This window comes from Floridaenema flaviceps BLCC-F50 (assembly GCF_041929275.2).
GTDB classification, from domain to species: Bacteria; Cyanobacteriota; Cyanobacteriia; order Cyanobacteriales; family Aerosakkonemataceae; genus Floridanema; species Floridanema flaviceps.
On record NZ_JBHFNR020000001.1, the window covers coordinates 305,410 to 318,429 of the forward strand.

General features: G+C 37.2%; 13 protein-coding genes. All 13 read right to left on the minus strand.

Annotation, left to right across the window (positions count from 1 at the left end; genetic code table 11):
- Positions 1-1,137, minus strand: a complete 1,137-nt coding sequence (locus ACE1CI_RS01510) for a glycosyltransferase family protein (RefSeq protein WP_413267772.1) — start codon at positions 1,135-1,137, stop codon at positions 1-3.
- Positions 1,138-1,162: 25 nt separating this feature from the next.
- A complete protein-coding gene (locus ACE1CI_RS01515; protein ID WP_413267771.1) occupies positions 1,163-2,245 on the minus strand; it encodes a hypothetical protein in 1,083 nt (360 codons plus the stop codon).
- Between the two features lie 231 nt (positions 2,246-2,476).
- A complete protein-coding gene (locus ACE1CI_RS01520; protein WP_413267770.1) occupies positions 2,477-3,949 on the minus strand; it encodes an ArnT family glycosyltransferase in 1,473 nt (490 codons plus the stop codon).
- A gap of 16 nt (positions 3,950-3,965) precedes the next feature.
- A complete protein-coding gene (locus ACE1CI_RS01525) occupies positions 3,966-4,187 on the minus strand; it encodes a hypothetical protein (protein ID WP_413267769.1) in 222 nt (73 codons plus the stop codon).
- Positions 4,174-5,241, minus strand: coding sequence for an NAD-dependent epimerase/dehydratase family protein (locus tag ACE1CI_RS01530; protein WP_413267768.1), 1,068 nt, complete (start codon positions 5,239-5,241; stop codon positions 4,174-4,176). Before ACE1CI_RS01530 ends, ACE1CI_RS01525 begins: the two co-directional genes overlap by 14 nt.
- Positions 5,242-5,276: 35 nt before the next feature.
- On the minus strand, positions 5,277-5,948 hold the full coding sequence (locus tag ACE1CI_RS01535; protein WP_413267767.1) for a class I SAM-dependent methyltransferase: 672 nt from the start codon (positions 5,946-5,948) through the stop codon (positions 5,277-5,279).
- A gap of 26 nt (positions 5,949-5,974) precedes the next feature.
- Positions 5,975-7,291, minus strand: a complete 1,317-nt coding sequence (locus ACE1CI_RS01540) for a glycosyltransferase (protein WP_413267766.1) — start codon at positions 7,289-7,291, stop codon at positions 5,975-5,977.
- 48 nt (positions 7,292-7,339) lie between these two features.
- Positions 7,340-8,404 (minus strand): NAD-dependent epimerase/dehydratase family protein, encoded by a 1,065-nt coding sequence (locus tag ACE1CI_RS01545; RefSeq protein WP_413267765.1) that lies wholly within the window; start codon positions 8,402-8,404, stop codon positions 7,340-7,342.
- A 19-nt stretch (positions 8,405-8,423) separates the two neighbouring features.
- On the minus strand, positions 8,424-8,771 hold the full coding sequence (locus tag ACE1CI_RS01550) for a glycosyltransferase (RefSeq protein WP_413267764.1): 348 nt from the start codon (positions 8,769-8,771) through the stop codon (positions 8,424-8,426).
- Between the two features lie 61 nt (positions 8,772-8,832).
- Positions 8,833-9,930 carry a glycosyltransferase family 9 protein gene (locus ACE1CI_RS01555; protein ID WP_496615187.1) on the minus strand — a complete coding sequence of 366 codons (1,098 nt, stop codon included), beginning with the start codon at positions 9,928-9,930 and terminating at the stop codon, positions 8,833-8,835.
- Between the two features lie 49 nt (positions 9,931-9,979).
- The gene (locus ACE1CI_RS01560) at positions 9,980-11,167 is read right to left on the minus strand and encodes a glycosyltransferase (RefSeq protein WP_413267762.1); all 1,188 of its coding nucleotides are present in this window, start codon (positions 11,165-11,167) and stop codon (positions 9,980-9,982) included.
- Between the two features lie 96 nt (positions 11,168-11,263).
- Positions 11,264-12,061 carry an FkbM family methyltransferase gene (locus ACE1CI_RS01565; protein ID WP_496615188.1) on the minus strand — a complete coding sequence of 266 codons (798 nt, stop codon included), beginning with the start codon at positions 12,059-12,061 and terminating at the stop codon, positions 11,264-11,266.
- Positions 12,062-12,118: 57 nt separating this feature from the next.
- A complete protein-coding gene (locus ACE1CI_RS01570; RefSeq protein ID WP_413267760.1) occupies positions 12,119-13,003 on the minus strand; it encodes an FkbM family methyltransferase in 885 nt (294 codons plus the stop codon).
- Between the last annotated feature and the right edge of the window lie 17 nt (positions 13,004-13,020).

Here is a 13,020-nt window from a genome sequence, read left to right on the forward strand (position 1 = left end):
TTATAGGCTTGGCTTCAGGCATTTTTCTAGCTTTGTTACATTATCATATCCATACAAAGCGGCACGAGCGTTTTCAAAACAGTTGGAACTTAATTCATAGTTTCTCATCTGTTCGATCGCTTTAGTTAAGTTAGAAATATCCAAGCGATCGCAGAGCAACCCCAAATTATATTCTCTAACAACTGAAGCTAAAGAACTATCTGCTATTGTATGGGCAAATATAGGTCTTTGCGCTTGTATATATGTGGTTAACTTAGTTGGTAAGCTTGTCTGCCGGAAGATGGCTGAAGCTTGATTAAAAGGATACATGGCATATAAAAAGTTACACTTATACAGATGTTGAATTGCTTCCGCTTCTGTTAACTGAGGAATATCATAAATTAGTTCGGGAAACTCTTCAATAATGGTTGCATATTTTCGAGCTAAGCCGATCGTAATTAACTGAGCATTTAATCCTTTTGATTTAGCATATTCCTGTAATGCTTGACAAAATAAACGGAATTCCGGCAAAGAATAAATAGTGCCGATATGTCCAACAGTTAAACTATTAGCATCTAAAGATATGGGTTCAAAAGTTGGCAAAGAAGGAACATAAGGATGGATGACAACTCCATTTATACCTAATGTTTTTTGATAGTAATCACGCATTCCATCACTTGTTACGTCTAGGCTGCGGATGCGGCGCATTACGTCTGCCAAGCACTTTTGTGCTATTCCCGAAAGCCATTGATAACGACGAGATCTAGCAAATACACCATAAGGGACATCATCCTGAATTGTAAAATGTATGGGTGTACTGGTTCTACTGGCTAGTTCGCCAGCGATCGGGATTGCTTCGTTTAGTCCTACAATCCAATAAACATCAGCTTTTTTATCTAAAATATTAGTTAATATTTTTTCAGAACTTTTAGTTTTAATTCCCGACCATAAGAATAGAGAATTGGTGAGGTCCTGCCATATTTTCCCTCCGGTTAATGGTTTTCCTATGTGAGTGCAACCAGCAATTTTTAGGTCTCGATCGTGTAAATAAAGCCACTCCACCTTCACTTCCTTAAAATATGGAATTATGCTATTGAGATTGACGGCTCCGCCACCTATATTGGGAGCAAAACTTGTAAATAGTACGATTTTGTTCATGGCAAAGAAGCTAATAACTGACTAGTTACTTATCTGTTAATTGGGCAGCAAATACTTTAGCTTGGTAGGATAAATTATGGTTTTGATACCAAGTGTAGGCATTGTCTGCGATCGCTTGTCCGGCGGCTAAGCTCAGACTTTCTTGGGCAAGATCGGCTAACCAATAATGTTTTCCGGCTTGCAAGCCATCCTCTTGAACATTAGTATAAAATGTGCCTACGGGAATTAGCCGATGAGCGCAATAAGCAGCAAAGACAGTTGATTTAGCCAAGAATTCGGTATGATAATCAAAAAAACCTACTATAGAATTTGACAAAATTTTACTAATCTCTGCTGCGGCTATCTCGCCCTTAGCTACAACTGGTACTCCATTGATTTCGCAAATTTCCAGCCCGGTAGCAGGTCCGATATCCAATATTTCCTCAATTAATAGTTCTTGGCAAGTGCGCTCTAAAGCCGCTAAAGATTTTTGATAAACTCGCCGTCGAGTAGGTGTTGCCCCAAACACTACTAGCCGTCGAGGACGTTCTGCAAGTGGGGGCAATTTTTCTGGCTCTCCAATGGTGGAAAAGACTGGTATGGCAGGGATTTGGGTTTGTTTTCCCCGGCTTAATTTAGTGATTATTTTGCCATAACCTTGTTTGCTGGTGAGAGCGCGATCGCTAATCTGCGCCAAACGAGCTAACAGATATTTTTGCACCTGTGATAACCAAAAAGCACTCGTCCAAGGTGGGCCAAAAGCATAAGTTTCGTGGAACATAGTTACTAGACGATCGCTTTTTGCATTTCGCCACCTTTGTAAGCCATTTATTAACCAAAAAGGGCAGCCTCGTAAGGCATAACCGTAGCAGACGTAGTGTAAAAGAATGGTAGATGGTGCAGAATTTTTGTTTAGTAGGGATAGTAAGTTGGAGACAGTGCGATCGTTCACCTTGCTAACAGAAAATCCTTCTATTTCATCTGCTCCCACCCATTTGGGATTACCCACAATAAAATGAGTATCTATGGCGCAGTCTTTCCGAAGTTGCCGAGCTAAATTAAGTGCATAATCTCCAACGCCATCAATAGCAGGGGGAAGACCAGAAACAATAGAAATTATGGGGATCATACTCACTACTTCACTACTCAGCAGTTTGTAAGATTAAACATCTTATTATATCTCCTTTAGGGCGTTCATTCCTTAGCCCTCTTTTGTCACTTTCGGCAGATAAAAACACTTTCGCCTTGCGCTGTCTAGATTTTAGCGATTATCAATAATTATTGGTGTTGCCAGGGGAAAGCCTTACAAATCAATAACTCCCAAAAATTTTCTAGCGAGAGTGACAAAAGAGGGTTAGTCTTAGGGAATTAAAATAATATCAAAAGGCTTTTTGGGCAGTGAATCGAATTTTTGTCCCATAAATTTAACTCTTGGATAATCTAGCTGCATTTCTGGAATAAACTTCGATAAGTTAGATCTAGAAACTATCCAGCTTACATCAGGCTTTTTATCTTTTAATGAATCTGGAATCCCAGCTGGTGCTGGTTTCATATATAGCCAATCAATAGAATTTTTTGGCAAATTATAGTCAAATACAAACCTAGCTGATACTGAATCTATAGCATATTTTCTGTTTGGTTTCGCTAAGACAGCTTCTTTAATTTCTTCATATTTTGATTTTGGTACATCTTCTCTGCCAACCAAAGAGATAATATTTAGAGTCTGACTGGACAAATAAATAATAAATGTGCCTATAACTGCATATAGCCTTAACTTTGATTTTCCTATCAGAGAAACTATACAGACAATCCCCACCCAACAAAAGAAAAAATTAAACCCCCATGCAAAAGCATAAAGAAACATATTTAAAATCATCCCCATAGTTAACCCAAAAAATAAAATCTTTAGGTACATGGGAATTAAATGCCGTTTCCTAAAAAGTATTACAGTTATTGCCAAAAATAAAAGGTAACTCGGGACGTTCAGCACAATTCCGAACGCCCTACTTATCATTTGAAAAAATATAATTATTCCGTTGATATTTGCAGCTTTTCGCCAGGAAGCAGTAAGAACAAAGTCTGATATAAAAGTCTTCAATTCAAAATTGATACAGAGCAAGAAGAGGGTGAAAACCAGCCCGGATGCTGCTAACAGAGCTAAAGTTCTCAGTAGAATATACTTACTATCAATTTTATTTATGCCACCTCGATAAATGACGTTGATTGCTAAGATAGCCAAACCAAAGGAGAATCCGTAAGCAGAGGTAATAGGTGAAGTAAAAACGGCACTACCAATAAAACTAAAACCCAGAAAGTATCGCCACCAATTATCCTGTGCCAATAACCATAAACCTAATGCTAAAAAAGCCATTCCCAAAGCATCGTGACGAAACCCTGTACTGTAGAATGGGTTGGGGTTACAATGCCATAAAGCAAAAAGAACTGTTACGCAAAAAGCTGTAATTCTGGGAAAACCGTAAAATCTTAGTAGCAGCGCAGAAGATAAAGAGAATGTAGCGTAGCATAGATACTGAAATAAGCGTAAGCTCGTTGTATTAATACCTGCGATTTTTAGCCAACCAGCTAAAGTATAGGAGTAAAAAGGCGGTTGATAGTAGAATTTACCGCTACTCAATACAGAATTCCATGCTTCTAAGTAGGGGTTAGTAAATTCTCCTCCTTTAGATAAGTTAATTGCTGCTCCTGTAAAGAAAATATCGTCTAAACTTGGTAAAGGATAACCTAACAAAAATACCAATATCCAAAATGCAATAATAGGTATAGCTACTGTAAGCAGAAAGTTTTTGAAAGAGTAACTTCTTTGGCTGAACATATTACAAATAATCAGATTATAAAAGAATATTATTTACTAGCTCTTTAAATTGATGAATCCAGCTATAAATTTCCGTTAATGTAGTTTCAGCATTTCTTTTTGGTATCCATTTAGTAGCTTGTCTAACCTTACGAGCATCTGTAATAAAAATTGGTACATCACCTGGTCGATTTTCTTGTACAGAATTAATTGTTATCTTATTTCCAGTGATTCCTTTGAAAGGTTTACGAAAAAACATTATTAACTACATCTTTATATTTATGAATCCATTCATAAATTTCAGTTAAGGTATTCTCAGCATTTCTTTTGGGTTTCCATCCTGTAGTTTCTGTAATTTTTCGAGAATCTGTAATATAAATCGGTACATCGCCCGATCGCGTTTCGTAAACTGGAGCTATCGGTATCTCATACCCAGTAATTTTTTGGCAAAGCTGAGTTGTTTCATAGAGGGAAAGTGTATTTTCCACCCCACCACCAACATTAAAAGTTTTCCCTTTTAATTCTTCAAACCTTTGAATTTGGATATCTATTAAATCCAATAAATCTGCAATATGCAAAAAGTCTCTTACCTGCTTACCTGTACCGTTATAGCCGATATATTTAAGCGACTTTTTAAAATAGTGAAATGCCATCCATAAAGCAAATACGCCTTGATCGACTTTCCCCATTTGCCAAGGCCCTGTCAGCACGCCACAGCGATTAATTAAAGTTCTCATTCCATAAGCATCAGCATATTCAGCTATTAACAATTCCGAAGCTAATTTGGTTGCGCCATAGAGAGATCTAGCTCCATCTAAAGGAAATTCTTCGGAAATTCCTTGACTCGATACACCTGGTAAAGATTGCTCATCTAACAGTTGAAAACGAGTTTCTGTTTCTTTATATTTTAAAGTGCCCAGATGCGCGATCGGATAAACTCGACTCGTAGACAAAAAGATAAAATCTGCCTGAGTTTGTCTAGCTAATTCCAGACAATTTACAGTTCCTACCAAGTTAGTTTGGAGAACATAACCAGGAGAATTATATCCAGCTAATACCGATGGTTCTGCGGAACATTCTAAAATTAAATCTGGTTTTAGTGCGATCGGATCGAGGTCTTCTATATTTCTAACATCGCCGTGAATAAATTCAATTCCTGCCTGCTTCAATCTCGGCAAATTTAGCTCCGAACCCCGTCGTTTTAAGTTATCCAAAGCAATAATTTTCCAGTCGGAATAGCGTTCAGCTAAACCTAATCCCAAACAACTACCAACAAAACCTGCTCCTCCTGTAATTAAAACTCTTCTGCTCACTTTCTTTGCCTCTTAAATTATTATCGCTTTCGTCTCTAAAACTGCTTTGATGCCTGAATAAACATCTGTCCACCTAAAAACTGCCAAGCAAAGGGTAACTTGAGATACAAGCTCAAAAGTTTGGGCGAACTTGGTCTACCTTTTGTTGAATAAGGCAAGAATTTGGGAATTAAAACTTTAATTTTAAAACCAATAGCTTCTAGTACTTCTTTGAGAGAAAGATGCGTGATTGGTAATTGGTGATCGATAAAGTCATAGTATTCTTTAACTGAGTACTTAAAGTTTGGCTGTATAATTAATAAAGAGCCTCCGGGATTTAGGTGATTGAAACAGAACAATAAAACCTTGATTAACTCTTCTTTACTGTTTAAATGTTCAAAAAAGTTGGAAACAAAAATTATATCATACTGTTTTTTCAGTACCTTTGGCTCCTGGATGTTGAGAACATTAACGTTAAATATTGTTACATTAGTATCGGCAAATAGTTGAGAATCTGGGTTCAAATCTATAAGATATTTTTCTCTAGCCTTAACTTGATTGATGAATTCACAGTACCCTCCGCCTATATCTAAAACAACTGATTCCGGGTCTATATACTTTTGTAAAAACTCGTCAGTTAAAGTTTTCCACAAAGCAATTTTTGCTTTTCTTTGTTGAGGATCAAAACGATTTGAGTAGAGTTTTTTCAAATATTCTTCTTGGTTCATGGGTTAAAGTTAAAGTTTTCACTAGGTTAGTTGGTTTTTATCCTTATATTACTGTGAGAATGCGGGCGAATATAGTCTCCTCTAGACAGCCATTTTTCTAGAAAGACGTACAAGACGATAAACAAGTAACGACTGCCCATTTCTTTGATTTTCAATTTGGAAATTCCGGTTTTGCGATTGCGCCATATAATGGGTGTTGTTGTATAAGAATAACCTCTAACGATCGCTTTGAGTGGAATTTCCACCGTTAAGTTGAAATGGTGAGATAACAGCGGAGATACTCCATCAATTACTTCTCTTCTGTAGGCTTTAAAAGCATTGGTTGTATCATTAAATTTTAAGCCAAATAAGACTTGAACAAACAAATTAGCAAGGCGATTGATCGTCAACTTATGAGCCGGATAATCAATCACTTTACCACCCCTTATAAATCGGGAACCGAAGACACAATCGTAGCCTTGTTGCAGCTTGTAATAGTAATCAACTAAATTTTGCGGCTCATCAGAATTATCTGCCATCATAATGGCTACAGCATCTCCTTGAAAATTTTCTAAGCCGCAGCGCACTGCAAAGCCAAAGCCATTAGGATAATAGTTGTTGATATAAACTACTTTGCTATTTTCCGAATTTAGCTGTTGCAAAATTTCTTCAGTGCGATCGCGACTATTATCATTTACCACCAGAATTTCGTAATCAATATTATGCTCTTCTAATAATTTGCTAATAGAATGAACTGTTTCTCCGAGCGAACCTTCTTCGTTATAAGCCGGAATTACCACCGATAGCAGTTTAATGTTACCGGAATTTGGCGATGGCGATCGACTCTTCTCACCGGAAGAAGGTCTTTGTAAATTAGGTCTATCTGCTAAAGCAGGCTCTAAACCCTCTGGGTAATAAAGTTCAGAATCCTGGCTATTTGGAGCCTTATTCCGAGTTTTAAATACTAATTTATCACTGATTAAATAGTTGATTGAAGCACTTACCACTACACCAACTAAAGTATTAATTGCATAGTTTACTTTCAGCCAATCCAAAACAGGAAATATCACAAAGATGCGAGCAATGACAGACGCACCTGCGGACAAATGGTAAAGGGGAAGCTGCTTCAACAAAACTTCTCGAACTGTCCAAGCACCTCCCGGCCAAACCCAAATCCGGTAAATAAAGAAACTAAATAATAATGATATTTCAATGGCAATTACGTTAGCAATATTTCGCAAAACAGGTGTGTTTAATCCCAGTTGCTCGATCATCCAATATATAAGCAACAGATTGACTAGTGCTGCTAGTCCACCCCCTAAAAGAAACTTAAATACCCGCCCACGAAATAAGTTTGCTAACATCTTTGTCAATTTATAAACAACAAATTCAAACTTTCTATTTTCTGACACTTATACCCATCGACTGACATTTTGGGTATAAATTTCTTTCAATATCTCCTTTATCCCATAAGTTAAGTTCCATTCTGGGTAATGTTTCTTAAACTTTTGGATATCGCTAATCCACCAGATGTGATCGCCAATTCTATTGGTTTCTTCATAAACCCAATCGAGTTTTTTATCAGTTATAGCTTCACAATGTTGAATTGCTTCTAACATTGAGCAATTGCTAAAACGACTTCCCCCGATATTGTATACTTCAGCTACGCGAGGATTTTGGTAGAAATGATAGAAAGCGTTTACCAAATCGTAACTGTGAATATTATCGCGTACCTGTTTGCCTTTATAGCCATAAATTTTGTAAGGCTTTCCGGTCATGGTACACTTCATTAAGTAAGATAAAAACCCGTGTAATTCTGCTCCCGAATGGCTAGGGCCTGTTAAGCAACCGCCTCTAAAGCTAGCAGTTTTGATGGCAAAATAACGACCATATTCTTGAACCAGTAAATCGGCAGCTACTTTAGAAACTCCAAACAAAGAGTGCTTGGAATTATCGATACTCATAGTCTCATCGATACCTTGGTTATACTGATGATTTTCGTTTATTTCCCAACGAAACTCTTGCTCAATGAGGGGTAAATAATTTGGAGTATCTCCGTAAACTTTGTTAGTTGAACAGAAAATAAATACTGCATCTGGGCAAATGTGGCGAGTATTTTCTAGTAATACTAGAGTGCCGTTAGCGTTGACGGTAAAATCGGTGTGAGGATCGCTAGCAGCCCAGTCATGGGAAGGTTGAGCGGCTGTATGAATGATTAGACTAATATCTTTATTGTAGGTATTAAATAAATTAGAAACTGCTTCTCGATCGCGAATATCAATAGAATGATGAATATACTTGTCTCCATATTTTTCTAGCAAGCGATCGCGATTCCATTCTGTAGAAGCACCTTTACCAAAAAAAGTCTCTCTCATATTGTTGTCTATGCCGACAACTGTATAACCTTTATCGCAGAAGAAACGCACTGATTCCGAACCAATGAGACCAGCCGATCCTGTTACAAGAATAATCGTCATAATATCTTTATTCACTCCGTTAAAAATTAAATCCTGTCCACTGGCAATAGAGGTTTGACAGTTTGTTGATATTAGCATCCCATGTTAGCGATCGTACTCGCTCCCAGCCGTTTTTGGCAGTTTTTATTCGCATTTCTTCATCATCCAACAAACGTAAAACGGCATTTTCCATCGCATCAATATCATCGAAATTGCATAATATGGCTGGCTGTTCATTGGCTCCTCCTGTGCCATAGACATCAAAATACACAGTTGGGTTTTTTGTCAAGACCCGGCTCATAACTGCACTTAGCTGATTTAAACCTTTACACGCAGTCCAGTTTGCCATAAAAGCCACCCAATTTTGCTTTTGGGCTATGAAAGCCATAGACAATTGCCAATTTGCTAACCAAAATTCCTCTCCATAAAACTCAATTACATCATAGTGATTAAATTTTTAATAAATTAGCAATAACTTTTCTCACCTGGGTTGGAGTGTAAATCTCAAGGCGATCGCCTTCCTTACCAAATATGTGGCATATTCCCTCATACCCCCACTGTGCTGCGTGCTGTTTTGTTGAGGTAAAACACTCTCCCAGCAAAACAACCGTAGGAATTGAGAAAGCAGCAGCAGCGTGCATCAACATACTAGAGTTACAGATTACCAAATCAGCATCGGCAACCAAAGCAAAACTTTCTCTTAGCGTCAGATCTCCAGCCAGACTTTTAACTAACGGGGAAAGGTTGGCTAATTGTTTGCCTGCCTCGCGGTCTTGTTTGCCTCCAATGATAATAACTTCTAAGTTGCCTATTTCCGTAAGCATTTTTACTAGCTCTGCATAATTTTCTAAGGGCCAGCACTTTTCGGGAAAACCACCACCAGGGCCAATAACTATCCGTTTCTCTGTAGACCGAGTTTTTATCGACCACCGACGCTGACCTGCCTCTATTTCACTCGGACTCAGAAATATCTGCGGTCTGCATTCTGGGAGTTCAGTCGCCCCCAACAGTTCGGCAAAACGAAGAACCGATCGCCCTACCTGTTCGTACTCGTTGTACTCAACATATTTTTGTACTGCCGTATGTCCGCCTGCATATCCCTTCACACCCAAGCGATAGGGAATGCCCGATCGCATCATCAACAACGAACCAAAATAACTGCCTAAAACATCAATCCCTATATCAAAGCGCCGTTTTGCTAACTCCTGACTTTCGGGAGAAAAAGCAATGTAATTGAGTGCATTCAACAGACTTTGATTAGGAATAAATTTATTGTGCCAAGGTGCATTAACTGTTAGTATTTCTGAAATATAGGGATTTAGTTTGAGAATTTCCACATTCCAATTACCGACTCCTGCCACAATATGAGCATCGGGAAATCTTCGTCTTAAAGCCTCAAAAAGCGGCGTGATTATCAAAAGATCGCCGATATCGTTATTTCTTAACACCAAAATCGATTTTGGTATTTCAGGGATCTTTTTTGAGGAGCTTATGAAATTGGTTGCTAACCAAATCGCTTCATCAGCCAATTTTCTTTTCCCATACATATTTTTTTTGCTAGCTATTATAACCGGATTAGGCGGCAAAGAATAAATTTTAACTTTGCAAGATGTTCCATAGTTGTTGAGCAGTTTTACACAAGTCATACTGATGGAAAAGTAGATGGCAATCTTCTCCAGCTTTTTTAGTTGCTTCAGGATTTTGCCAAAAATACAAAATTTTCTCAAACCATGCAGAGCGATCGTCACTCTTAATTCGGTACTCAGCATTAGTTTGAACTTCTTTCATACTAGAGTTATCTCCACACAAACATAATCTTTTTGCAGAGCCAGCCTCTAAGATTGGTAAACCAAAGCCTTCACTCAAACTGGGATAAACTGTAAATTCAGTTAATCGATAAAGAGCAGCTAAATCTGGATAATTGATAATTGGTAATGGGATGATAGCAGCCCTGACAGAATTTCTTTTCATAGCTTCCCTTATTCCAAAATCTCTTTGAATTACTTGCTCTGTTAATCCAACTAATACACAGCGAAATGAAGGATCGGCATCGTAAATTTGTCCACAAACTTCCAACAGCATAGCAACATTTTTTCTCCCCGCAAAACCACCTACATAGAGGACAAAACGGTGAGGTAAATTAAACTTGTTCTGCACTAATAAGTTATTACTCTCTTGATACTTAGTAATACACCAGCTAGGTACAGGATGTTGCATAATCATTATTCTATCCAAAGAAGTACCAAATTCCTGGTGAACTTGATTTTTAACAAATTTTGTGTATACTATTAAATTCTTTGCTCTAGTTACTAACCACTCTTCCCATTTGACAAACATTGGACGAAATGGTAGCCGCCCTCGCAAATTCCACCAAGGACGGTGGGGATAGATACTGTCTTGTTCGGAAACAATTCTCCAAACTAGGTCTGGAACAAGTACTACATTTTGGCTAAGATTTCCATAGTTGTAAAAGTACGGAATAAAGTGTCGAGAGTTAGGAAAAAATTTCTTAATTTTTTTAGTTACTGCCAAACCCCAAGCCAAACGTCCCAAGTAGTCAGGCGATCGATTTTTAAAATCAACTGTAATCCACTGCACATCCAAATTCTCAAGTCCAAATATTTGAGGACGAAATGACTTTTCCACAAAAACAGCTATTGACTTAGTATATCCAAGCTCTTGCAACCCGCGTAAAAGTTCAGCAGTCACCAGCCCTAAACCAGTTGCAGGATAACTCAAACGGTAGCCATCAATAGTTACAGAAATTTTTGTTTCTTTAGTCATTTTTAATTCAAATTATTAAATCAATCCAGAGTACCTAATTACAAGTTAAATTGGCATGATTGCAATTTGCATATAGTACCTTATAAAGTCCTCTTCTTAAACTAGGTGTCTCTTTAACCACCACTTTAGTAATCTTAAATTCAGTATTACTCGTTTGACTCTAAAATAATCAGCGTCTTGAGGACATACATACCAGTCGTTAACACCAGTACGATGTACTCTTATGTAGCCATATTGCCTGAGATAATTCGCTACAGTAGTATTTTCTCCATGAGAATTGTCTTCAACAATCACAATCTTAGGTTTAAAATGAGCTATCGAAAAACCTCTTAATACTTCCATCTCTGCACCCTCTACATCAATAGAAAGAAGCTCAAATTCTAGAGGAGAATTATAGCGTTTTAGAAGCTCGTCCAATGTGGTAGCTGGGACAGATATTTTTTGAACCTCTCCTCCATAACGGTTAATCATTTCCGTAAAATTTTCACTACCTACCGTAGTTGACAAACCATCTAAAGAACCAGGCCCACCTACCACTTTATAAAAGTCTACATTTCCTACATTGTCAGGCGCGACTACAGCATAGTTAACAACTATACTATTAGGTCTTGATTCTACACAACTGTCAATTAAATCTGGGTTAGCTTCAATTAATAAACCTTTCCACCCTTTTTCTTCTAAAAGAGCAGTATTGCTATTAGTTTTGCCGTCGTTAGCGCCAACCTCTACATAATATCCAGAAGCTTTGAATTTAAAAAGTTTCATTATTTCTAAGTCTTCATCATGTTGTGCATAACTAATTTGAGTCATATTTTGATATGAATTAATTGCTAAACCATCAAAATTTTTCATATTTAAATTATTTCCATCCATAAAGCATTGACGAAATGCCAAACAAATGTAGTATCCGAATAAGAAATCTTCCAACCATATTTACGGAGAACACTTTTTTCATGGGGTGACAAACGCATTCAGAAAATCTGTTTTACTTTTGTGAACTGCCAACGATTCTTGCGGATATATACCGTACTGTGGAATCGAAGTGTATATCTTGGCTGGATTAATTATTACATAGCCTAACTCTTGTAAAAAATCATAACACTTCATCATAGCGTCTACTGAGCCAGAACGAACATTTGTTGATTCAAACCAAAGCATTGGCTGATAATAATTTATAACTTCTCTAGCTCCTGTGAAAACTAAATATTCAAAGCCTTCTACATCGATTTTAATAAAGTCTATTGACTTTATATTCATTAGATTTACCCACTCATCAAGGGAAATAATATTTACAATTTCTCCTGAGTTGTATGGTTTTCCTTCTTCATCAATTAATGATCCATTTCCATCTGGTAAGACTTCTCTCCTAAAGTAGGTAGATTGCTTTTCGCCTATTCCATAATTACTCAGCAATATAATTTCATGTAATTGAGGATTAATTTCTAAGTTAGCACGAAATCGCTGAAAAACTTTGTCTCCTGGTTCAAAGGCATAAACCCGTCCATTTTTATTTAGGTGAGTAGCAACACCAATAGAAAAAGTTCCTATATTTGCACCTATATCCAAAATAGTTGCTGATTTAGGTAAATATTTTTTGATAAACCAAATTACTTCTGGGTCAAAATAACCATACAAAAATATTAACTTTTCAATGTAATAACTAGTATCAATATTCAGCTTGGCAGACTTAAAGTATTTAACTATAGTTTGGTAGCTCTCTGGGCAGTTTCGATCGACCCAACCCCGACCTCTGTTGGTAATTTGAACTAGGTTGATAATATTGGCTCTGATTAAATCGTTTTTCAGTAGTTCACTGACTATATTTTTGTTCTTCACTGTTTTAATGTTATTTT